This window comes from uncultured Pseudoramibacter sp. (genome assembly GCF_903789625.1).
Classification (GTDB): domain Bacteria; phylum Bacillota; class Clostridia; order Eubacteriales; family Eubacteriaceae; genus Pseudoramibacter; species Pseudoramibacter fermentans.
In genome coordinates this window covers 196384-219797 of record NZ_CAIFFF010000002.1, presented here as the reverse complement: position 1 = coordinate 219797, position 23414 = coordinate 196384, and the positions used below count along the sequence as shown (strand labels likewise).

Annotated in this window: 20 protein-coding genes and 1 tRNA gene; 17 read left to right on the top strand and 4 right to left on the bottom strand. The window is 49.2% G+C overall.

Going from position 1 to position 23414, the window contains the following annotated elements; translation table 11 throughout:
- Position 1: 1 nt before the first annotated feature.
- Together QZX60_RS02290 and QZX60_RS02285 are read left to right on the top strand one after the other, a co-directional pair.
- Positions 2-4261, top strand: a complete 4260-nt coding sequence (locus tag QZX60_RS02290; protein ID WP_295360875.1) for a PolC-type DNA polymerase III — start codon at positions 2-4, stop codon at positions 4259-4261.
- A gap of 51 nt (positions 4262-4312) precedes the next feature.
- Positions 4313-5071, top strand: a complete 759-nt coding sequence (locus QZX60_RS02285) for a M15 family metallopeptidase (RefSeq protein ID WP_295360872.1) — start codon at positions 4313-4315, stop codon at positions 5069-5071.
- Between the two features lie 57 nt (positions 5072-5128).
- On the opposite strand, the gene QZX60_RS02280 is transcribed toward QZX60_RS02285, so the two are convergent.
- A complete protein-coding gene (locus QZX60_RS02280) occupies positions 5129-5650 on the bottom strand; it encodes a DUF4364 family protein (RefSeq protein WP_295360870.1) in 522 nt (173 codons plus the stop codon).
- A 111-nt stretch (positions 5651-5761) separates the two neighbouring features.
- Between QZX60_RS02280 and QZX60_RS02275 the strand changes: the two genes are divergently transcribed.
- Both QZX60_RS02275 and der read left to right on the top strand, forming a co-directional pair.
- Positions 5762-7114 (top strand): DUF512 domain-containing protein, encoded by a 1353-nt coding sequence (locus QZX60_RS02275; RefSeq protein WP_295360867.1) that lies wholly within the window; start codon positions 5762-5764, stop codon positions 7112-7114.
- Positions 7115-7125: 11 nt separating this feature from the next.
- Positions 7126-8454, top strand: coding sequence for a ribosome biogenesis GTPase Der (gene der / locus QZX60_RS02270; protein WP_295360955.1), 1329 nt, complete (start codon positions 7126-7128; stop codon positions 8452-8454).
- A gap of 31 nt (positions 8455-8485) precedes the next feature.
- On the opposite strand, the gene QZX60_RS02265 is transcribed toward der, so the two are convergent.
- A complete protein-coding gene (locus QZX60_RS02265) occupies positions 8486-9013 on the bottom strand; it encodes a Gx transporter family protein (protein WP_295360864.1) in 528 nt (175 codons plus the stop codon).
- The gene (locus QZX60_RS02260) at positions 9003-9365 is read right to left on the bottom strand and encodes a NusG domain II-containing protein (protein WP_295360862.1); all 363 of its coding nucleotides are present in this window, start codon (positions 9363-9365) and stop codon (positions 9003-9005) included. The genes QZX60_RS02265 and QZX60_RS02260 overlap by 11 nt, the downstream gene beginning before the upstream one ends.
- A 71-nt stretch (positions 9366-9436) precedes the next feature.
- Here QZX60_RS02260 and QZX60_RS02255 point away from each other — a divergent pair.
- Positions 9437-9522: transfer RNA gene (locus QZX60_RS02255), tRNA-Leu, on the top strand.
- 47 nt (positions 9523-9569) lie between these two features.
- Here QZX60_RS02255 and QZX60_RS02250 read toward each other — a convergent pair.
- Positions 9570-9953, bottom strand: a complete 384-nt coding sequence (locus tag QZX60_RS02250) for a S24 family peptidase (RefSeq protein ID WP_295360861.1) — start codon at positions 9951-9953, stop codon at positions 9570-9572.
- Positions 9954-10085: 132 nt separating this feature from the next.
- Here QZX60_RS02250 and QZX60_RS02245 point away from each other — a divergent pair, with 132 nt between their 5' ends.
- The 12 genes from QZX60_RS02245 to QZX60_RS02190 all read left to right on the top strand — a co-directional run bounded on the left by QZX60_RS02245 (position 10086) and on the right by QZX60_RS02190 (position 23405).
- Positions 10086-10856 carry a glycoside hydrolase family 25 protein gene (locus QZX60_RS02245; protein WP_295360858.1) on the top strand — a complete coding sequence of 257 codons (771 nt, stop codon included), beginning with the start codon at positions 10086-10088 and terminating at the stop codon, positions 10854-10856.
- 24 nt (positions 10857-10880) lie between these two features.
- Positions 10881-12053 (top strand): NADP-dependent malic enzyme, encoded by a 1173-nt coding sequence (locus QZX60_RS02240; protein WP_295360855.1) that lies wholly within the window; start codon positions 10881-10883, stop codon positions 12051-12053.
- An 8-nt stretch (positions 12054-12061) separates the two neighbouring features.
- Positions 12062-14173 carry a type I DNA topoisomerase gene (topA, locus tag QZX60_RS02235; RefSeq protein ID WP_295360854.1) on the top strand — a complete coding sequence of 704 codons (2112 nt, stop codon included), beginning with the start codon at positions 12062-12064 and terminating at the stop codon, positions 14171-14173.
- Positions 14136-14693, top strand: a complete 558-nt coding sequence (gene hslV, locus QZX60_RS02230) for an ATP-dependent protease subunit HslV (protein WP_295360851.1) — start codon at positions 14136-14138, stop codon at positions 14691-14693. The genes topA and hslV overlap by 38 nt, the downstream gene beginning before the upstream one ends.
- Positions 14686-16125 carry an ATP-dependent protease ATPase subunit HslU gene (hslU, locus tag QZX60_RS02225; protein WP_295360848.1) on the top strand — a complete coding sequence of 480 codons (1440 nt, stop codon included), beginning with the start codon at positions 14686-14688 and terminating at the stop codon, positions 16123-16125. The genes hslV and hslU overlap by 8 nt, the downstream gene beginning before the upstream one ends.
- 131 nt (positions 16126-16256) lie before the next feature.
- On the top strand, positions 16257-17021 hold the full coding sequence (gene rpsB, locus QZX60_RS02220; RefSeq protein ID WP_295360845.1) for a 30S ribosomal protein S2: 765 nt from the start codon (positions 16257-16259) through the stop codon (positions 17019-17021).
- A 32-nt stretch (positions 17022-17053) separates the two neighbouring features.
- A complete protein-coding gene (tsf, locus tag QZX60_RS02215) occupies positions 17054-17704 on the top strand; it encodes a translation elongation factor Ts (RefSeq protein WP_295360844.1) in 651 nt (216 codons plus the stop codon).
- An 82-nt stretch (positions 17705-17786) separates the two neighbouring features.
- Positions 17787-19178, top strand: a complete 1392-nt coding sequence (gene glmM / locus QZX60_RS02210) for a phosphoglucosamine mutase (protein WP_295360841.1) — start codon at positions 17787-17789, stop codon at positions 19176-19178.
- 98 nt (positions 19179-19276) lie between these two features.
- Positions 19277-20689, top strand: a complete 1413-nt coding sequence (locus QZX60_RS02205) for a sugar transferase (protein WP_295360839.1) — start codon at positions 19277-19279, stop codon at positions 20687-20689.
- Positions 20690-20708: 19 nt separating this feature from the next.
- On the top strand, positions 20709-21539 hold the full coding sequence (locus QZX60_RS02200) for a DUF4422 domain-containing protein (RefSeq protein ID WP_295360837.1): 831 nt from the start codon (positions 20709-20711) through the stop codon (positions 21537-21539).
- Positions 21539-22564 carry a glycosyltransferase family 2 protein gene (locus tag QZX60_RS02195; protein ID WP_295360835.1) on the top strand — a complete coding sequence of 342 codons (1026 nt, stop codon included), beginning with the start codon at positions 21539-21541 and terminating at the stop codon, positions 22562-22564. The genes QZX60_RS02200 and QZX60_RS02195 overlap by 1 nt, the downstream gene beginning before the upstream one ends.
- A 19-nt stretch (positions 22565-22583) precedes the next feature.
- The gene (locus QZX60_RS02190) at positions 22584-23405 is read left to right on the top strand and encodes a phosphorylcholine transferase LicD (protein WP_295360832.1); all 822 of its coding nucleotides are present in this window, start codon (positions 22584-22586) and stop codon (positions 23403-23405) included.
- Positions 23406-23414 lie beyond the last annotated feature (9 nt).

The window sequence follows — 23414 nt, the reverse complement described above, 5'->3', positions numbered from 1 at the left end:
TATGGATGAACTGACTCAAAAACAGCAGGCCTATCAGGCCCTGTGCGAAAAACATCATATGACCTCAAAACGAGTGGAAATTTCCGAAAGTCAATGTGAATTGACCTTTGTCTTTCAGACAGAGTCTGAATCCCAGCCCGACGCGGCCGGGGTTCAGATGGAACTTTCCACTATTTTTGATTTTGCAAAATCGCTGACGGTGGTATTCGATTCGGCGAAGCGCCAGGCTGATCAGGATATACCCGATCTGCCGCCGGTTGATTTCGACGCGTTGGAAGCGGAGATGCCGCCGGAACTCCCGGATCTTCCACCTGAATCTTTTGATTTAGAGGCAGCCGCACTTCCCGAAACAGGAGAACATGAGTCCATCGAGTCTGTAGACGACAATAAAACAGCCGAAGCGGAGGAAAAGAAAGCGGCTGACGAAGCTGAAGAGGCGCAACCTAGCGCGCCGCTTTCAGCCCTCGATGTGCGCCTTCAGCAGGCGCTGGCGGACAATCGTGAGATGGCCCGCCGGGCACCAGCCGCCGCAGCAGGTTCTTCGAAGGATAAGGACCAAGCCGCCATCACAGGACCGATGATTTTGGGCAAAAAATTCACGGTGCCGGTCGAAAAGATGGCTGATATCGATTTTGAAGATAACTTAACTCTCGATAAGAACCGTCACGGCTACGAGGGCGAGATTTTCAATTTTGAAAGCCGGGAACTCAGAAACGAGAAACAGCTGCTCGAGTTTGCAGTCAGCGATCACACCGGTTCGATTTCCTGTAAAATTTTCGCGGGGAAAAACGCCGACGCCCTCAAGGATCGGCTGAAGAATGGCACGTGGGTGCACATTGAGGGCACCATTGCCTACGACGAATACGCTCATGAAAAGCTGCTTTCGCCGAAGGTCATCGAAGAAATGGACGAGTCTGAACGGCCGAAACGCACGGACGACGCGCCGGAAAAGCGGGTCGAGCTGCACATGCACAGCCAGTATTCTGCGATGGATGCGGTGAGCAAGGTCAAAAAAATTGTCGCCCAGGCCAAGGATTTCGGCCACGACATCATCGGCATCACGGACCACGGCGTCGTCCAGGCTTATCCGGAAATCATGAAAGAAACCAAGGGAACTGGCATTAAGGTTCTGTACGGCCTGGAGGGCTATTTGGTCAACGATGGCGTCAAAATTACGACTGGAGATCAGGACGAGCCCTTTGACGGCGAGTTTGTCTTTTTCGATTTAGAAACCACCGGTCTTTATCCAGGGCGCGACGCCATCATCGAAATTGCGGCGGCGCGGATCAAGAATAAACACATTCTCGACACCTTTCAGACCTTTGTCAATCCGCACCGCAAGATTCCTGCGAAAATCACTGAGCTGACCAGCATCACCGATCAAATGGTGGCTGGCGGCCTCGAGGAAGAAGAGGCACTGCGCAAGTTCTTGGAATACGCAGACGGCCGCATTCTCGTGGCGCACAATGCCAATTTCGATATGGGCTTTTTAAGCCTCGCCATGGCCAAATATCAAATTCCCAATGGGATTACTTACATCGATACGCTGGCGATGGCCCGGACACTCATTCCGTCGATTGCGCGGCACAACCTCAAGAAACTGGCCAGTTATTTCAAAATCGACATGGGCCACCACCATCGGGCGATCGACGATGCGGTGTGCTCCGCGAAGATTTTTGTGCGCCTGATGGCCTTGGCTGAGGAAAAAGAGGTGCACACCTCGACGGCGCTCAACGGCCTGATCGATCTGCAGCAGGTGATCAAAACCGAACGGCCTTACCACATCATCATCTACGCGAAAGATCAAGAGGGGCTCATCGATCTGTACCGCCTCGTGTCGGCCAGCCACGTGAAGTACTTCTACAAAAAGCCGAGACTGCCCAAATCCCTGCTTGCGGCCCACAGAGAGCACCTGTTAATCGGCTCAGCCTGCGAGGCCGGTGAGCTTTACACGGCGATCAAGGAAAACGTGCCGAAGCACAAGCTCGACCAAATTGCCGATTTTTACGATTATTTCGAAGTTCAGCCCTTGGGAAACAACGCATTTATGGAACGAAACGGCGATTTGACCCATGACGATTTGATTCAGATCAATAAGGCCATCATCGCCCTCGGGCGGGAAAAGCACAAGCTCGTCGTCGCCACTGGAGACGTGCATTACGTGGCGCCGGAGGACGCGGCTTTTAGGGCCATTCTTCAGGCCGGGCAGGGGTACAAAGACGCAGATTATCAGCCGCCCCTGTATTATCACTCCACGGCGGAAATGCTCGATGAATTTAATTATTTAGATCCGGAGGAAGCCTACGAGCTGGTGGTCACCAATACCCGCAAGGTCGCGGACATGATCGGCGACGTGAAGCCAGTGCCTGACGGCACCTTCCCGCCGGTCATCGAAGGGTCAGACGACGAAATCCGCGACTCGGTCCACAAGCGCGCCAAGGAAATTTACGGCGACCCGCTGCCGGATATTGTGGCCGACCGAATTCACCGAGAGCTTAAATCCATCATCGGCAACGGATACTCTGTTTTGTACCTGATTGCGAAAAAGCTGGTTCAGCATTCCAGGGAATGCGGGTATCTGGTCGGCTCCAGAGGGTCGGTCGGGTCGTCTCTCGTCGCGATGCTTTGCGGCATCACTGAGGTCAACTCGCTGCCGCCCCATTACGTCTGCCCGAAGTGCAAGCACACCGAATGGTTCGACAGCACAAAGGTCGGCGTCGGGCCGGACTTACCGGACAAAAACTGTCCGGAATGCGGCACGCCGATGACTAAAGACGGCTTCGATATTCCGTTCGAAACCTTCCTGGGCTTTAAGGGTGATAAGGAACCGGATATCGATTTGAATTTCTCCGGCGATAACCAGGGCGAAGCCCACAAATACACCGAGGTGATTTTCGGGAAGGGCAAGGTCTATCGCGCTGGGACTATCGCAACCTTGGCGGACAAGACCGCCTTTGGCTACGTCAAAAATTACCTCGAGGAACGGGGCAAGGTCGTCAGCCGGGCGGAAATGGATCGGCTCATCGCCGGCGTCGCCGGTGTGACGCGGACGACCGGCCAGCACCCTGGCGGGGTCATGGTCGTGCCGAGGGACAAGGAAATTTACCAGTTCACGCCGATTCAATACCCGGCCAATGAAAAGGAAAGCGGCACCCTTACGACGCATTTCGATTACCATTCCATCGAAGGGCGCCTGCTAAAGCTCGATATTCTCGGGCACGATGACCCGACGATTTTGAAGATGCTGAAAGATATGACCGGTGTGGACCCAACGACCATTCCTTTAGACGACGAAAACATCATCAGCCTGTTTAAGGGGACAGAAGCGCTTAAGCTCAAGGACGACAGCTTCGACATTCCGCTGGGAACCTGCGGCGTGCCGGAATTCGGCACCAATTTTGTCCGTAAGATGGTGCTCGACGCGAAGCCGACTTCCTACGCCGACTTGATCCGGATTTCCGGGCTGTCGCACGGGACCGACGTGTGGATCGGCAACGCCCAGACCTTGATCGAAAGCGGACAGGCGACGATCAAAGACGTCATCTGCTGCCGAGACGACATCATGCTCGGGTTGATTTCGATGGGGCTGGCGCCGGAGCGTTCGTTCTGGATCATGGAACACGTCCGGAAGGGCAAGGGCCTGCTCGACGACGAAGAACCTTACATGCGGGAAAACAACGTGCCGGACTGGTACATCGACTCGTGCAAGAAGATCAAATACATGTTTCCGAAGGCTCACGCGGTGGCGTACGTGATGATGGCCTTCCGCATCGCGTACTACAAGGTGTATTACCCGTTGGCGTATTACGCGGCGTATTTCAGTATCCGCGCCAAGGAATTCGACCTTCGGGTCATGACCTCCGGCAAGGAAGCGGTGCACCGCAAATTAGAGGAAATCCGTGCCCAGGGCAATAAAGCAACCAACAAGGATCAGCAACTTCTGGTATCGCTGGAATTGGCCTGGGAAATGTACTGCCGGGGCTATCGATTCGGCAATGTCGATTTGTACAAATCGCACTACAAATATTTTAGAGTCGAAGGCGACGCGCTGATTCCGCCGTTGATTTCGGTGGACGGCCTCGGCGAAGTGGTGGCGAAAAACATTTACGACGAAGCGCAGAAGAAGCCCTTTATGTCGATGGAAGATATGCAGAACCGCGCCCACGTCAACAAGGCCAATATGGAAAAACTGCAAAGCTTCGGCTGTCTGTCCGATCTGCCGGAATCCAATCAAATGTCATTTTTGTCGATGATTGGATAAAATCGGCGGATGTGTTACAATAAAAAAAACACATAGAATGAGACAAACCATATGAGAAAAGAGCAGCGGAATGCATTCATCCTCAAGCGGCGTCAATGGCTCCTCATTGGGCTGCTGATGCTGATTGTTTTTCTCAGCACGGCAAGCTTGCATTTCATCAAAAGTCAATCACAAGGTCAACAGACCCAAAATAAAAAAAAGACAGCCCCCGTCGTCACACTCAACGATAAAGCGGCGGAGAGCGGCTCGATCGAGCAGCTGGTCAACAAGGATCACCTGCTTTCGGCGGATTATGTGCCCTCGGATTTAGTCGGCCTGTCGCTGAAAAGTGTACGGCCTGTCCAATTGCGAAAAGAAGCGGCAGAGGCGCTGACCAAAATGTTCGACGCCGCCAGCCGCGACGGCGTCACCTTGTCGGTCAACTCGGGCTACCGGTCTTACGCCGAACAAAAGACGATTTTCGACCAGCACGTTCAAAGCATGGGTGAGGCAAAAGCCAATGCCATCTCCTCCAAACCGGGGGAAAGCGAGCATCAGACCGGTCTGGCTGTGGATTTGACCTGCGCAGAATTGGAAGGCGATCTTCAGCAAACTTTCGCGAATACCGATGCGGGCAAATGGGTGGACGCGCACGCTCAGGACTACGGCTATATCGTCCGCTTCCCGAAGGGAGCGGAGAAAATCACCGGCTACGAATACGAACCGTGGCATCTGCGCTACCTTGGCGTGGATTTGGCGAAAAAAGTGAAAAAAAGCGGGCTGTGCTACGAAGCGTACCTTGCAAAATACGGGAAACAGGCCATAAAATAAAGGTCAGTGCTTTTGCGCTGACCTTTATTTATAGGCTGAATTGTAAAAAAAATAGGCTCACTTACTCTCAATCAAACTCTGCATCACCGACGCGTAAATTTCCTGCGTGTGCCGCTTCCAATGATCGCACAGCGCGAGGGCCTGGGCCTTGTCTGGGCAGGAGACAGTCAGCCGCATCAAGTTGATATTGTTTTCGATGAGACTCAGCGTGACCTGGTAGTCGTCGGGACTGACTTCCTCGTAGGTGGCGTCGGTACGGGTTTCCTTGAAAATTTTGGATTTGTTGTTTTTGATAAAGGCGGAGAGCATTTCCCGCGTGAACTCTGGTACACGGTCGCCCAGCTGCTTGACCATTTCGGACCCATCTGGCGTAATCAGAAGCTTGGCGTCGGCGCTCTCGTCGTGAATCAGATCTTCGCCGATGAGTTCGTCGATGTCAACCTGGATGTCGATGTAGCGCATCTGTAGGTTTTGGACAATGATGTAAGCGAGCTGCTCGCGGCTTAATCCGGTTTTGATTTTATTGAGCACGTATAATATAATAAGTTTATCTTCTGTTTTGTGTTGGAAATTTGCCATCTGGCGCACTCCTCTTTATGGACTTGCTGATCCAGCGTCCCTATTATACCATATCAAGCGGGCACTGACATAAAACATTAATTAAGAAAACTGTTCAGAAGGAGAACAAGCATGAAATATCAAATACCCGGGATACAGCCCGGTTCTGTTCTCGAAGAAATGGGAGTTGAGCCCGGGGATTTTGTGATTGCCATCGACGGCAGCACCGTCATCGATGAGCTCGACATCGAATTTTTTCAAGCCGATACCGAGCTGACCGTGACGATCGAAAAACAAAACGGAGAAATCTGGGAGTTGGACATCGAAAAAGACCCAGAAGAATCCTTGGGGATTGTCGAGCGGGACGCCGGGCAGATCAGGCGATGCACCAATCAATGCGTCTTCTGCTTTATCGATCAGATGCCGCCCGGTATGCGCGACACCCTTTACGTCAAGGACGACGACGAGCGGATGTCCTTTCTCTACGGCAATTACATCACGCTGACGAATTTGAGTCCAGAGGAAAAGGAACGCATCGTCCGCTATCACATCATGCCGATCAATATTTCCGTCCACACCACGGAGCCTGAACTGCGCTGCAGGATGCTTCACAACCGGTTTGCTGGCAATATCATCGAGGAGCTTCAATTTTTTAAGGACCACGACATCGCGATGAACGCGCAGATTGTGCTCTGTCCTGGCTGGAACGACGGCGTGCATCTCAAAAAGACGCTGACCGATCTTGCAGCGTTCTATCCGCAGCTGAAGACCGTCTCGGTCGTGCCCATCGGTCTGACGAAGTACCGGGAAGGCCTTCAGGACATTGCCGCAGTGGATCGGGACAAGGCTAAAGAAACCATTGCGATCATTTCGGATATTCAAAGAAAGATGCTCGAAAAGCACCAGACCCATTTTGTGTACCCAGCGGATGAATTTTTCCTGAAGGCAGGTCTTCCTATTCCGGAAGCGGTATATTACGAGAGCTTTAATCAATTGGATAACGGCGTCGGCATGCTGGCTGCCTTTAAACAAGAGGCTGAGCAAATGATCGCAGCACTTCAAGTAGAGAAAGTAAATGCAGCACCAGCACACATTGGCATTATTACAGCTCACTTGGCGGCGCCAATGATGCGGGACATCAGCGCGGCCATCACAAAGACGTGGCCGGAGGTGACGTTTTCGGTGTTTGATATCGAAAACCGCTTTTTTGGCGAGGCCATCACGGTTTCCGGGCTGATCACCGGGCAAGATATCCTCGAACAAAAGCCAGAGGCAGTCTTGTGTGATCGGTATTTTGTGCCGGAGAATGCGGTCAAATTTCAAACCCATTTGTTTCTCGACGATGTCACAACTGAAGATTTGGAAGCAAAATGGGACAGCCCAGTGGAAATTGTTCCGACAGACGGCCAAATATTTGTCAAGCGTTGTCTGAATCTGCCCACATCAGCCCGAGACAACGGGCCGGGCTATGAACCAGAAAAATAAGATAGAGGTCAATTATGAAACCAATTGTAGCGATTGTCGGCAAGCCAAATGTAGGCAAGTCGACCTTATTTAACCGTCTCGTCGGCGACCGCGTAGCGATCGTCGAGGATACTCCAGGTGTCACGCGGGACCGCATCATTGCGGACGCTGAGTGGCAGAACCGCCATTTTACTCTCGTGGATACCGGCGGGATTGAACTGAAAACCAACAACACGATCAAGCGGCAGATGCGGGCTCAGGCCGAGGTGGCCATCGACATGGCCGATCTGATTTTGATGATCGTCGACGGCCGCGAAGGCATGACGGCGGCGGATGAAGACGTCGCAGGTATGCTGAGACGCAACAGCAAGAAAGTGGTCCTCGCGGTCAACAAGCTGGACTCAGTGAAAATGGAAAGCAGTCTGTACGAGTTTTACAACCTCGGACTCGGCGATCCGATCCCGATTTCGGCGGAGCAGGGGCTCGGCCTTGGCGATTTGCTCGACGTGATTGTGGACCGGACCCAATCGATTTACAACGAAGACCAGGATGCGGACGACAGTTTGAAGGTCGCCGTGGTCGGCAAGCCCAATGCGGGCAAATCAACTCTGGTCAACCGGCTGATCGGCGAGGAACGGATGATCGTCAGCGATATTCCCGGAACGACCCGCGACGCCATTGACACGAAGGTCGAGCATGATGGCGTCACGTACACTTTTATCGACACGGCGGGTCTTCGAAAGAAAAAGAAAATTTACGACGACGTCGAGCGCTACAGCATCATCCGTGCCATTGCCGCAATCGATCGGGCGGACGTGGTGCTGATGCTGGTGGATGCCAGTGCCGGCATCACCGAACAGGATGCGAAAATCGCCGGCATCGCCCACAATCGATTCATCCCGACGATTTTCCTCGTGAATAAGTGGGACGCCATCGAAAAAGACGAAAAAACCGTTCAAAAAATGACGAAGGACATCCGCAACACGTTGAGCTTTATGACCTACGCGCCGATGCTGTTCATTTCGGCCAAAACGGGGCGGCGGGTCGAGCAGATCTACAAAACGATCGAATACGTGGTCGCCCAGAGCGAAAAACGGATTCCGACGTCGAAATTCAACGAAGCCCTCGTGGATTTCGTGGCGATGAAGGAACCGCCTTCACAAAATGGCCGCCGTCTGAAAATTTACTACGGCTCTCAAACGGGAATCAAGCCACCAACTTTTGTGATCTTCGTCAATGACGGCTCGCTGATGCATTTTTCGTACAAGCGTTATTTGGAAAATAAAATTAACGAAACCTTTGATTTTGACGGAACACCCTTCAGGGTATTCATTCGTGACCGTAAACAGGACGACGAATAACAGCATTCGCCATCCATTTGAGAAGAGATTTTTATCTCTTCTCTTTTTTTAATGGAAGATGAGGAAGCAGTTTGACGAAAATAAAGCCCGTCAGCAGACCGATTGGAATGGCGGCGAGGACCAGAAAAGGCAGGTAGTATAAAATCAGATGGACGTTTTGAATGACGATGAAGGCCACGATCAGCTGACCGAGATTGTGGGCGATGGCGCCGAATACCGAAATGCCGTAAAATGAAAACAAGAGCACCGCCCGTTTTTGGTTGACCGCGGTGAGCATTCCCATGACCAGACAGCTGATCCATCCGCCGGCAAGGGAATAGAGGATCGACGAGAGACTGCCAAACATGAACCCCGTTAAGAGCACCCGGGCGGTGACGATGCCAAAGGCGACGGGCAGATTGAAAAGCGCGAGGGCCAACATCGTGACGATATTGGCCAGGCCGAGCTTGATCCCGGGAATGGGAATGAAGGCGGGAATCAACGATTCGACGTAGCCGAGAATCGCAGCCGCCGCGGTCAGCAGTGCGATGGTGACGAGCTGGTGGGTCCTACTTTTCATCGGCAACCTGTCCCTTTGGCACCACAGTCAAAATCAGTTTATGGGGCAGACAGACGATGGTTTCGCCGTTTTTCGAAATTTTCCGGCTGTTGACACAAACCTGATTTTTGCAGTCAGCCTTTGTGACGTCGGCCTTGCCGTTTTTGATGACGATGGTGTTGGTGCCGTATTTGCTTTTAATGGTCTCGCGGTGATCCTTGGACAAAGGCAGCACGCGGATGACTTTTTTATCCTGCTCGACACGGAGCACCAGCCGCCTGTTGTCGACGGCGCGGTAAATGCCGATCGCAATGAAGACCAGCATCACGACGATGACGATCCAGCGAATGATGTTTTTTTCAAATTTAGTCATAAAATCTCCTGTTTTTTAAAAAATGTCTTGACAAATTTTAGAATTAAGATTATTATAATGAAGTCGTCGATGCGAGAGTGTTGGAATAGGCAGACAAGCACGTTTCAGAGGCGTGTGTACTTCGTACGTACGGGTTCGACTCCCGTCTCTCGCACCATTTGCAAATAACAGACTTTCAAGTCTGTTTTTTTTATGCGCATTTCTTTATGCGCGAATCACGGAGGTCGGGACACCGAGACATTTAATCTGATCCTTCGGATAGCTGACGGATTTTGGATCGAGCTCGTTGCGATCGATCAGCTTGACCTTTTTCGCCCCGAATTTAATCTGTTTCAGACAGACCGTATCGTCTGGCAGGAGCACCAGCGCGTCGCCGACGACAGAGGTTTCTGGATTTTCGTCAAGCTTAATGATCACAAGATCACCTTTTATGTAGCGGTCGTACATTGTGTTGTCTTTGACTGAAACGTAGACGTAATCTTGACCGTTTTTGTGAATCTTCGGGATTTCTTCCCAGGTGGTTTCCTCCAAATCAGCGAGGTAGGGGTTGGAAGGCGCAAAAGCTGCCACATTGTGAACCCATTTCATGATGAACATCTCCTTTAGTCTGCAAAATAATATCCAAGACATTATAACATAAAGATTTTTTAAGGAATGGCGTTTATACTAAAAAAATTGAGATTATAAACTCAGGGAATTTTAAGAAAAAAGGAGATTAAAATGGAGCAGATACCCGAGCCGCGCACACCATCTTCTTTTATAAAGAAAGCTAAAAATCACTGGAAGGCTATCTTGATTCTGATTGTTGCAGCGGCCATTGCGGTGACCATTGCCGTCGTCGTTTGGACGATTCAAAATGACAAAAAAATGGTTCGCGGCATCGACGTTTCGGCCTATCAGGGCGAGATCGACTGGGACAAAATAGCGGATCAGGGCTTTAAATTTGCCTATATCAAAGCGACAGAAGGTACGACATTGGTCGACAAGCAATTCAAAACGAATTGGGACGGTGCCGACGACGCGGGGCTTTACCGCGGCGCGTACTTTTTCTTGACGCTGAACAAAAGCGGCGCCAAACAGGCCGCGCACTTTTTGAACACAGTCCCGTCAGACGACAACGCGCTTCCGGCTGTGATCGACTTTGAACTTTACGGATCCTACCTCAAGACACCGCCGAGTCAGGGAAAAATCGACAGCATTTTGAAACCGGCAATTCAGAAAATCAAGAAAAAGACGGGCCGAAACCCGATCATTTATACCAATTACAACACCTACAACCAATACATCAAGAGCAGTTACAAAGATATTACGATTTGGATCTGCGATTTGTCCAATACCTCGCCGAAACTTTCTGGCAATCACCAATGGGTGTTCTGGCAGCATTCTCAGAGAGGCTTTATTGATGGTATCGACGACGGCAGTCAGCAGTTCGTCGATCTCGACATTTACAACGACAATTACAAGCAATTTAAAAAATTTGTGAAACAATAATTAGAGAGAAAAAAGGAGAAAAAAGTGGATTATCAGCAAGAAGCTTTAAAAGTACACAAGGCCCATCATGGAAAAATTTCGGTTGAATCGAAGCTGCCCGTGACTAATCAAGACGAATTGAGCATCGCCTACACACCGGGTGTCGCGGAACCGTGCCGCAAAATCGCACAAAATCCTGATGACGTCTACACTTACACAGCGAAAAGCAATCTGGTCGCTGTCTTGTCTGATGGCTCAGCTGTCCTCGGCTTGGGCAATATTGGCGGCGAAGCGGCAATGCCAGTTATGGAAGGCAAGGCCGTGCTGTTTAAAGAATTTGGCGGCGTCGACGCGTTTCCGATTTGTCTGTCGACGCAGGACCCCGACGAAATTGTTGAAACAGGTATCCGCATCGCACCGACCTTCGGCGGTATCAATTTAGAGGATATCTGCGCGCCGAAATGTTTTGAAGTCGAAGAAAAACTGCAGGCTGCATTGGATATTCCGGTTTTCCACGACGATCAGCACGGCACCGCCATCGTCGTCGCCTCCGGGATCATTAACGCGATGCGCGTCGTCGACAAGCGCCTTGAAGATGTCACGGTTGTGATCAATGGGTCGGGTTCTGCAGGCACAGCGATTGCGAAGATGCTCATCAACATGGGGGTCGGCGATTTGATTATGTCAGATATCAATGGCATATTGACCAGGGACAATCCGGACCTTAATCCGTATATGCGCTGGCTGGCAGAACACTCGAACAAGAACGACCGGCACGGCAATTTGGCAGATGCGATGAAGGGCGCAGACGTGTTCATCGGCGTGTCAGCCCCGAATATCGTCACCGAAGAAATGGTCGCGTCGATGAATGACGATGCGGTGGTCTTTGCGATGGCTAACCCGGTGCCGGAAATCATGCCGGATCTTGCGAAAAAGGCGGGCGCCCGCGTCGTTGGGACTGGCCGTTCCGATTATCCCAATCAAATCAACAACGTTTTGGCATTCCCAGGTATTTTCAGAGGGGCGCTCGATGTCCGGGCGAAACGCATTACCGAATCGATGAAGCAGGCGGCAGCTTACGCCATCGCGGGCATTGTCACTGATGAAGAACGGGACGAAGAACACGTGATTCCCAACCCGTTTAATCCGGAAGTGGCCAAGGCTGTGGCCAAGGCCGTTGGCGATACGTGGCTGAAGGAACATCCAGCTAACGACTGAGGTACGCCATGCGGACATTGGTTATTGTAGAATCGCCGGCCAAGGCGAAGACGATCAAAAAGCAATTGCCGAAGGGGTATCAGGTTGAGGCGACGATGGGACACGTTATCGACCTGCCAAAGAGCCGTCTGGGCATCGATGTTGACAATGATTTCCAGCCGGATTACATCACAATCCGCGGCAAGGGCAAGCTTTTGGCGCAGTTAAAAAAGGACGCGAAGAAAAGCGACCGCGTGCTTTTGGCCACTGACCCGGACCGCGAAGGTGAAGCGATTTCCTGGCACGTGGCCAACACCTTAGGGATTGATCCAAACAGTCCCTGCCGGATTGAATTCCACGAAATCACCAAACGGGCGATCAACGAAGCGATCGATCACGTCCGCGCTGTGGATATGGATCTCGTCAACGCCCAGCAGGCGAGACGGGAGCTCGACCGCTTGGTCGGGTATTCGATCAGCCCCTTTTTGTGGAAAAAGGTCCGCAGAGGGTTGAGTGCGGGGCGCGTGCAGTCGGTGGTCACCCGGATCATCGTCGACAGAGAACGGGAAATCGAATCCTTTGTGCCGGAAGAATACTGGAATCTCGATTTGGACGTGTCTAAACAGGGCGATAGCCGCCAATTTTTAGCGGTTTTTTATTCGGAAGACGGCAAAACGAAGAAAATTCCAGACGCAAAGGAAGCCGATCGTTTGGAAGCTATCGTTAAGGCGCATCCGGACATGGTCGTCGCGTCAGTGCAAAAGAAAAAGAATCAGCAGCGTCCGCCATTGCCCTTCACGACCAGTACCCTTCAGCAGACGGCGTACAAGGCATTGGGTTTCACAAGCCGCCGCACGATGAGCATCGCGCAGCGCTTGTACGAAAGCGGCCGCGTGACCTACATCCGTACCGACTCGACCCGTCTGGCACCGGAGGCCGTGGACGAAGCGAAGCAATACATCACTGAAAATTACGGCGAAAAATACCTGGGCAAGCAGCACCGCGCTGCGAAAAAGAATAAAAACGTGCAGGACGCCCACGAAGCGATTCGGCCGGCGTCGCTGTTCAACACGCCGGAGAAGCTGCAGTCCCAGCTGGAGCCAGAGGATTATAAATTGTACCGGCTCATCTGGCAGCGTATGGTGGCCAGTCAAATGGCGGCGGCCGTATACGATGTCACCCGTGCGGATATCGCCTGTGATCATTTGATATTCAGAGTTAAGGGCGACACGATGCAGTTCGATGGGTTCACTCGAGCCATGCCGTCAGCGGCGAGAAAAGATAATCCGCTGCCAGTGCTCGAAGAAGGGGACCCAATCCATCTTGAAAAGATCCACAAGGAACAGAAATTCACAAATCCGCCGGCTCGCTACAACGAAGCGTCATTGATCAAGCTTCTCGAAGAACGAGGCATTGGCCGGCCGAGTACTTACGCGCCGACGATCGCGACGATCAAAAGCCGCAACTACGTCGAAACGGAAAATAAACGCTTCAAGCCAACGGAGCTGGGCATCACAGTCACCAATATGATGGAAGACTATTTCCCAGATATTGTCGATCAGCAGTTTACAGCGAAGATGGAAACAGAGCTTGACAACGTAGCCAACGGCACGGAAAATTGGGTCAAGGTCATGAAGGAATTTTACGGCCCCTTCAAGGCAGAGCTGGATCACGCTCAGGAACACGCGGACAAAATCGAAATCAAAGAAGAAGTGACCGATGTGATCTGCGACAAGTGCGGCGCTCACATGGTCATCAAGGAAGGCCGGTACGGCAAGTTCCTAGCCTGCCCTAATTATCCGGAATGTAAAAACACGAAGCCCTATTTCGAAAAGACCGGCGGCATCTGCCCGAAATGCGGCGGCGATCTAGTTAAGCGCAAATCGAAAAAGGGTCGGACGTTTTACGGCTGCAGCAATTATCCAACGTGCGATTTCGTGACGTGGGATAAGCCGGTGGCTGAAAAATGCCCGCATTGCGGCAACACCATGTTCCAAAAGGGACTTGGGAAGCGCAAGCGCGTTTATTGTCTCCAATGCGATGGAGAGCCGGAAAAACGTCCGGGCGGCAGTAAAAGTAAAATGACAGAAAAAGGAGAAGAAGATGTTAAGAGCAACAACAATCGTCGGCATTCGGCATAATGGAAAAGTGGCCATCGCTGGAGACGGTCAGGTCACGATGGGCGAAAGCGTCATCATGAAGGCGACCGCGCAGAAGGTCAGAAAGCTCTACAACGGCAAGGTGCTGGCCGGGTTTGCCGGCTCTGTCGCCGACGCCTTCACGCTGTGTGAAATGTTTGAACATAAATTAGAAGAATACAACGGCAATTTAAAGCGGGCAGCCGTGGAGCTGGCCAAAGATTGGCGTCAAGACAAGGTGATGCGCAAGCTTGAGGCGCTGCTGATTGTCATGAATGAAGAAACGCTATTAATCCTTTCAGGTAACGGCGAAGTCGTCGAACCGGATGACGAAATCGCGGCGATCGGCTCCGGCGGCAATTACGCGCTGGCGGCAGCCAGAGCGCTTAAAGCGCATTCTGATTTGGATGCGGCTCAGATTGCGGAAGAAGCTCTCAAAATCGCGTCGGGGATCTGTGTGTACACCAACGACCACATCAAGGTGCTCACATTAGACGAGCAGGGAGAAGGCGCTGATGACTAAAAAAAGAACGAAGGCAGAGCTGACGCCGAGGGTCATCGTCCAGGAATTGAACCGCTACATCATCGGACAGGATAAGGCCAAAAAAGCGGTGGCTATCGCGATCCGCAACCGATACCGCCGTTCGCTGCTGCCCGAAGAAATCCGCGACGAAATCACACCGAAAAACATTATCTTGATGGGCCCAACCGGTGTAGGGAAGACCGAAATCGCGAGACGACTGGCCAAACTGGTGTCCGCGCCGTTTATCAAGGTCGAGGCGACGAAGTTCACGGAAGTGGGTTACGTCGGACGAGATGTGGAATCCATGGTCCGCGACCTTGTGACGACATCGATCCGCATGGTCAAACAGCAGAAAATGGACGAGGTTCGGGAAAAGGCGGAAGAACGCGCCAACGAAATGATTCTGGATGTCCTCGTGCCGCAGCACAAAAAACAGAAAAAAGAAGAAAAGCTGGTCAATCCTTTTGAACTATTGTCCGGCAACGGCCAGATCAATCAGCCGGCTGACGACAGCAGCGCGTCTGACGAACAGGCATCTGCTGAAATTGTAACGCGCCGTGAAGACCTGCGCAAAGATCTTTTGGCCGGAAAGCTCGAGGACGAACGGATTGAAGTCGAGCTCGACGACGACGCGACCAAATCTATCGGCGTCATGGCCGGCATGAGCGAAGACATGAGTATCGAAATCGGCAATATTTTCGACGGGCTGATGCCGGGCGGCAAGAAAAAGAAAAAGCGGACCATGAAAATTTCAGAAGCCCGCAACGCTTTCGCCAATCAGGAAGCCCAGAAGATGATCGATATGGACGAAGTCAACGAAACGGGGATTCGCGAAGCGGAACAGAACGGCATTATCTTCATCGACGAAATTGATAAAATCATCGACAACGGCGCCAGCCGCGGCGGTCCGGACGTTTCGAGAGAAGGGGTCCAGCGCGATATTCTGCCGATCGTTGAAGGCAGTACGGTCAACACTAAATACGGACCGGTTAAAACGGATTTCATGCTGTTCATCGGCGCCGGTGCCTTTAACGTCGCCAACGTCGAAGATATGATCCCTGAACTCCAAGGGCGCTTCCCGGTGTCCGTGCATTTGGACAGCCTGACCGAAGAGGATTTTGTCAAGATCCTGACTCAGCCGGAAAACGCGATCGTCAAGCAGTACACCTACCTGATGCGCACCGAAGGCATCGAAATGAAATTCGAAGAAGAGGCGCTGAAGGAAGTGGCGGCAATTGCTTTCCAGCAGAATGAAGAAGACGAAAACATTGGCGCCCGCCGGCTGCACACCGTTTTTGAAGAACTGCTCGAAGAAATTTCGTTCTACGCCAGCGATTACGACGAAGACACCTTCACCGTTACAAAAGCCTACGTCGATTCGGTGTTCAAACCGAAGGATAACGAAAAAAGCTACGAAAAATATTTGATTTAACTTGCAAAGCCCACAGGATTACGATATACTGTACAAGTTGTGAATATACACATTTCCTGAGGAATGCGCTGGTGCTCTTTGAGTCGCGCGCTCCGCAGACGGAAGTGGAAGAAAAACCAGGAGGTACAAAAATGGCTATTGTCACAATGAAACAATTATTGGAAGCTGGTGTCCATTTCGGCCATCAGACACGCAGATGGAACCCGAAGATGAAACCCTACATCTTCACTGAAAGAAACGGGATCTACATCATCGATTTACAGCAGACGGTCACCATGATCGGCGACGCTTACAATTTCGTCCGCGATTTAGCTGCTGACGGCAAACACATTTTATTCGTCGGTACAAAGAAACAGGCGCAGAACAGTATTGAAGCTGAAGCAAAACGCTGCGGCGAATACTACGTCAACCACCGCTGGCTCGGCGGCACCCTGACCAACTGGGAAACCATCAATAAACGCATCAACCGTCTCAAAGATCTGAAACGGATGGAAGAAGACGGCACATTTGATTTACTGCCGAAGAAAGAAGTCATCGGTCTCGTCCGCGAACGCGAAAAACTGCAGAAGTTCCTCGGCGGGATTGAAGACATGGACGGCATGCCGGGCGCCATTGTCGTTATCGACTGCAAGAAGGAAGCCATCGCGATCCGCGAAGCACAGAAGCTCGGCATTCCAATCGTCAGCATTGTCGATACCAACTGCGATCCGGACGATGTCGACTACATCATCCCAGGCAATGACGACGCAATCCGCGCCATCGCATTAATCCTTCGCATTCTGGCCGACGCGGTCATCGAAGGCAAACAGGGACAGACACCGGCAGAAGAACAGGAAGAAAATGTTCCAGTTTCTGCAGCAGAAGCGGAAGCTGAAGAAGCAGCAGACGCAGAATAAGCTTCTCACTTGATATTGGAGGAAACAATTCAATGAAAATTACAGCACAGATGGTTAAGGAACTCCGCGAAAAAACGGGTTCCGGCATGATGGACTGCAAAAAAGCTTTAACCGAAGCCGACGGCGATATGGAAAAAGCGATCGTCATCCTGCGTGAAAAGGGAATGGCGAAGACCGCTAAAAAGGCTGACAGAATTGCAGCTGAAGGCGTTGTCGCTTCTTATATTCACATGGGCGGCCGCATCGGCGCAATGGTCGAAATCAACTGCGAAACCGACTTTGTCGCACAGACTGATAAATTCCAGCGCTTCGCAAAGGACGTTGCCATGCACATTGCAGCAGCAAATCCGAAATACTTGAGCGAAGATGACGTGCCGGAAGAAGAAGTCGCGAAGGAACGCGAAATTCTGAAGGTTCAGGCATTGAACGAAGGTAAGCCGGAAAAAATCGTTGAAAAAATGGTAGAAGGCCGACTGAAGAAATTCTACAAGGAAATCTGCCTGCTGGATCAGCCTTACATCAAGGATCCGGACATGACGATTGGCGATTTGGTCAAGGAACAGATCATGGACATTGGCGAAAATGTCAAGATTCGTCGTTTTGCCCGCTTCGAAATGGGTGAAGGTCTCGAAAAGAAGCAGGAAAACTTCGCTGAAGAAGTTGCCAAACAGATGGGCGAATAATTGACATAAAAAACTCCGAGGCTGAGGCTTCGGAGTTTTTTTGTCATTGTGTAAGGTTTAAGATTCGAGGAGACAAGGAACAATGGGAAAATATTTTGGGACTGACGGTTTCCGAGGAGAAGCAAATGTGACGCTCAATGCGGAACACGCTTACCAAATCGGACGTTTCTTAGGCTGGTATTACGGCGAACTGCGCAGACAAAAAGGTGACGCGACCACACCGCAGATTGTCATCGGCAAAGATACGAGACGTTCGAGCTACATGTTTGAATCGATGCTCGTCGGCGGCATTGTCGCGTCCGGCGCCGATGCGTATATTCTGCACGTCACCACGACGCCGTCGGTTGCTTATATCGCCCGGGTGGATCAATTCGACTGCGGCATCATGATTTCGGCCAGCCACAACCCGTATTACGACAACGGGATCAAATTGATCAATCACAACGGCGAAAAAATGGATCCGGAAGTGATCGATCTGATTGAAGCCTATATCGACGGTAATTTGACGGTATTCGGAAAATCTTGGGGCGGCGAAATCCCAAAAGCGAAGCGGGATAAGATCGGCCGTTCGATCGACTACGCGTCGGGCCGCAACCGTTACATCGGTTATCTGATTTCCCTTGGCGTGTACTCTTTCAAGGACATCAAAGTGGCGTTGGACTGTGCCAACGGCTCAGCCTGGAATATCGCGCCGTCGGTTTTCAACGCTTTGGGCGCGACGGTTTCCGTAATTAACGCTGAACCAGATGGATTAAATATCAACGCTAACGCCGGCTCTACTCATATCGAAGGGCTTCAAAAATACGTCGTCGAACACGGCATGGATGTGGGCTTTGCCTACGATGGAGATGCCGACCGCTGCCTCGCGGTGGACGAAAAAGGCAACGTCGTGACAGGAGACCATATTTTGTATTTATACGGCCGTTATATGAAGGAACGGGATAAGCTCGTCAACAACACAGTCGTGACGACGGTGATGTCTAATTTTGGGCTCTACAAGGCCTTTGATCAGCTGGGCATTGATTACGCCAAAACCAAGGTTGGCGACAAGTACGTTTACGAATACATGTCCAAGCATGGTTGCCATATCGGCGGCGAACAGTCGGGGCATATCATTTTTTCGAAGTACGCGTCCACGGGCGATGGTATTCTGACTAGTTTGAAAATCATGCAGGCTATGATCGGTCAGAAGAAAAAACTTTCTGAAATTGTCGAGCCACTTTACATTTATCCACAGGTCTTGAAAAACGTCCGTGTCGCGGACAAAGAGGCCGCGCAGAATGATCCGGACGTCAAACAGGCCGTGCAGCGTGTCGCCGATCTGTTGGGTGATACCGGCCGAATTCTCGTCAGACCGTCTGGGACGGAACCGCTCATCCGCGTGATGGTGGAAGCAGAGACCAAGGCGCAGTGCGAAGAACTCGTTGATTCGGTGATCCAAGTCATTCGGGACAAAGGACTTGCCGACGAATAAGGCTTAACAACAGATTAAATTGATTTTTTGATTTTAATTCGAGCCGTGATATAATACACGCATACCATTAAATAGACAATTTTTAGATCGGAGTATACATGTACAAAAGAAAAACGAGCAGCTGGGTCAAGCATCTGGATTTTCTGCTGCTGGACCTGGTGTTTTTTGAACTCTCCTTTTTTATTGTTTACGCCTATAGGATAGGGGTCTTTTTCCCGTTTCCACCGCTTTACAAGCGGATGGCGATTGCGATTGTCCCTGCGCACATTATCGCGGCTTTTTTCTCGTCGACCTACAGCAATATTGTATATCGGGACCGGTACGTGGAATTTAAGTCGGTCTGCATCCATACCTTTGTGACGATCATGCTGTTGATTTTCTGGATGTTTTTGATGCAGAACTCCTACTACTATTCTCGAGTGATTATCGTATCGATGATTCCGGTGACCATCGTCCTCAATTACACAGAACGTGTGCTTTGGAAGCGGCTGGTGCGGCGGAGAATCCGGGCATCAAAAAAAGAACGCCAGATGCTCGTGATCACAACGGGAGAAAACGCGGAATCTGCGGTCAATAACCTTCAGCAGAATTTTTACAGACCCTACAATCTTTGCGGTTTGGTTTTCTACGATGTCAAGGATCAGGTGGGCGCAACCTTTCACGATGTGCCGATCGTCTGCGAAATGAGTACCGTTTTTGAATACGTACGGAAAAACATCGTCGACGAGATTTTTCTCGATATTGACAATAAAAACCAGTCGGCGGAGCAGTTGATTAAGCTGTTTGTCAATGCCGGGCTGACGGTTCACGTGGCCATGCCGCAGTTCAGTGACGAAATCCCGAATCAAAGCTTTCACAAATTAGGCGGGCTCAGCGTGATGACGTCGAGTATGAGCGCGGTGCCGCAGTGGAAACTGGTCATCAAGCGCTTGACCGATATTGTTGGCGCACTGGTCGGTTTGATTTTTACTGGCATTTCTTTGATTATTTTCGGACCGATTATCAAGCATCAGTCGCCGGGACCGATCTTCTTTGCTCAGGAACGCGTCGGCCGAAACGGCAGAACCTTTAAAATTTACAAGTTCAGGACGATGTACCCGGACGCGGAAGAACGCAAAAAGGAACTGATGGCGCAGAACAAAATGTCTGGATTGATGTTCAAAATGGACAACGATCCGCGGATCATTCCGATTGGCCATTTCTTAAGGAAGGCGAGTATTGACGAGCTGCCGCAGTTTTTTAACGTGCTCAAAGGGGACATGTCCTTGGTTGGCACGCGCCCGCCAACACTTGAAGAATACAAGCAATACGATATGCATCATTTAAAACGTCTGGCGGCTAAACCGGGACTGACCGGTATGTGGCAGGCGACCGGTCGGTCGGACATCACGGATTTTGAAGAAGTTGTGCGATTAGATGCGTATTATATCGAAAATTGGAGTTTGGGATTGGACTTTAAATTAATACTGAAGACAATCAAAGTGGTTTTCAGCCATGAAGGTGCAGAATAATAAGTGGGAGAATACGAACATGAAAGATGTCAATGAACGCATTCAGATCGTTGTAGCGACACATAAAAAATATCGCATGCCTGACGATCCTATGTATCTTCCGCTTCATGTTGGCGCGGAAGGGAAAACAGATGGACAAGGTAAACCGCTTGACCTTGGCTATATGAAGGATAATATTGGTAAAAATATCTCAAAAAAAAATGGAGGATATTGTGAACTGACTGGTTTATATTGGGCTTGGAAAAATTTAAAATCGGATTATATTGGGCTGGTTCATTATAGGCGTCACTTTACCGATGGTACAAAACCAAAGAATCGTTTTGATTCAATCTTAACTTACCAACAGATTGCTTCTGATTTGAATAAATACCGTATTTTTGTACCTCAGAAAAGACATTATTATATCGAAACTTTGGCATCTCATTATGCACACACACATTATATCGAACAGCTAGACAAAACCCGCGAGATAATTTCCGAAAAATATCCAGATTATTTAGAGACGTTCGATCAGGTGATTCAGCAAAGATCCGGATACATGTTTAATATGATGATCATGCGCAAAGAAGATTTAGATCGATATTGCACATGGTTATTTGATATTTTATTTGAACTTGAAAAGCAAATAGACAGTTCGCAGTTGTCGGTTTTTCAGCAGCGGTATCCTGGCCGAATCAGTGAAATTATTTTTAATGTTTGGCTGCAGTATCAGGTCAAAACGAAACAAATCGACCAAGCTGAAATAAAGGAACTGCCTTACGCCAATATGGAAAAAACCAATTGGTTTAAAAAAGGCGGCGCTTTTTTGAAGGCAAAATTTTTCCATAAAAGGTATGAAGGAAGTTTTTAATGTCGAAGCCATTGATTTCATTTATCATTCCTTGTCACAATAATGAAAAGACGTTAGAAAAAGCGGTTTGCAGCTTGGTATCCGAAGCTCACGCAAAGGAAATTGAAATTATTATTGTTGAAAATGCATCCACTGATCAAACCTATCAACGTGCTTTGAATCTACGAGAAAAGAATAAATACAATAATATATTGCTTTTTCAATCTGAAAAGGGAGTTTCAAACGCGAGAAATTGTGGCATTGAGCACGCAAGTGGGCGGTATATTTCTTTTGTTGATGCAGATGATTCAATTAATAAAAAAGAAATAGATGTTTTGATAGCGGACGCAAAAACAGATCGGTCAGATTTGTATTGTTATGGACACATTGCAGGGGATGAGAAACGGCCAGTATCGCAGCAACGTCAGTTCTTTTCAAAAGAACAAATTGAAAGCATAAAAGCTCAGATGATTGCAAATCCAACGAAGTATATGCAGGCTTGGGGAAAATTGTTTAGGGCAAGTCTCGTTAAAGAAAATGACGTGAGGTTTAATAAGCGCCTTTCTTTTGCAGAGGACAGCGATTTCACTTTAAATTATTTGCGCTTTATTCAGTCGATTTGCCTTTGCCCTGAATTGGTGTATGATTATACGCTCAATCCAAATTCTGTCATGCGAACATTTTCGGGAGATAAAACAAAAAAGTATATTGATGCGTTGTATTCGACTCAAAGATTAATAAATCATGAATCAATTCAAATAAAAAAAGCCTATAATTATTATATCTTGATGCACTTTAATATCATGATGGTCCGCGAAGTTTATTCTTTAAATAATCCCGACACGTGTGATAGTAAAATCAAAACAATGAAAGGCATTTTAGCAGATCCGATTTTTACTCATGCCATCCGACAAGTGAAATTGCGAAAATGTTTTTCACCTAGAATGCTGCCTTTTTTATTGATTAAAATGAAACAATATCGTCTAGCTTCTCAAATTTACTCAATTAGAGCAAGGCAAAACTGGAAAAAAGAGAATCGACAGTAGAGGTAACAGAGGAATATAAATGAAAAAGTTGACACGAAAAGAAATACAAGAAGTAGAACTTAATATATTAATTCAATTTCAAAAATTTTGTGACAAGCATCATTTAAAAGTGTATCTTACGGGTGGAACACTATTAGGGGCAATTCGTCATCACGGTTTTATTCCATGGGATGATGATATTGATGTAGGAATGCCTAGACCTGATTATCAAAAATTTATTCAGCTTTACCATGAAGCAAATGAATTACCTGATTATTTATCAATGGCGTGCTTTGAAGATGGTAATTTTGATTTCCCATTTATGAAAATATTTGATAAGCGAACCGTCTATAAACGTAAATATCTTGAGGATGGAGAAAATTCTAATCTTTGGGTCGATGTTTTTCCTTATGATGGCCTTCCAGATGATATTAACGAAGTTAAAAAAATATATCGAGAAGTTGGCAAATATCGCGATTTTTTGTCAAGTTCAAAAGCAAAGCCAAATGAAGGAAAGACTTTTCTAAAAAAGACTTTTAAACCGTTATATTTAGCATTTGTAAGAAAATTTTATCCGCCTGAGCTTTGTATAAAAAAAATTCGGACAATTGCAGCGATGGTACCTTACGAAAAAGCTAACTATGTCGGTGCAATTACATGGGGTCTCTATGGAGTAGGAGAACGAGTCAACAAAGGTGAGTTTGAAAAGCAAGTTGATGTTACCTTTGAAAAACATACTTTTAAATCTATGTCGTGTTGGGATTCTTATTTAACAGGCCTTTACGGGAATTATATGAAACTTCCTCCGGAAAATAAAAGAGAGACTCATGATATGGATGTTTGGATTAAAGGGTCGAAATAATAGAAAGAA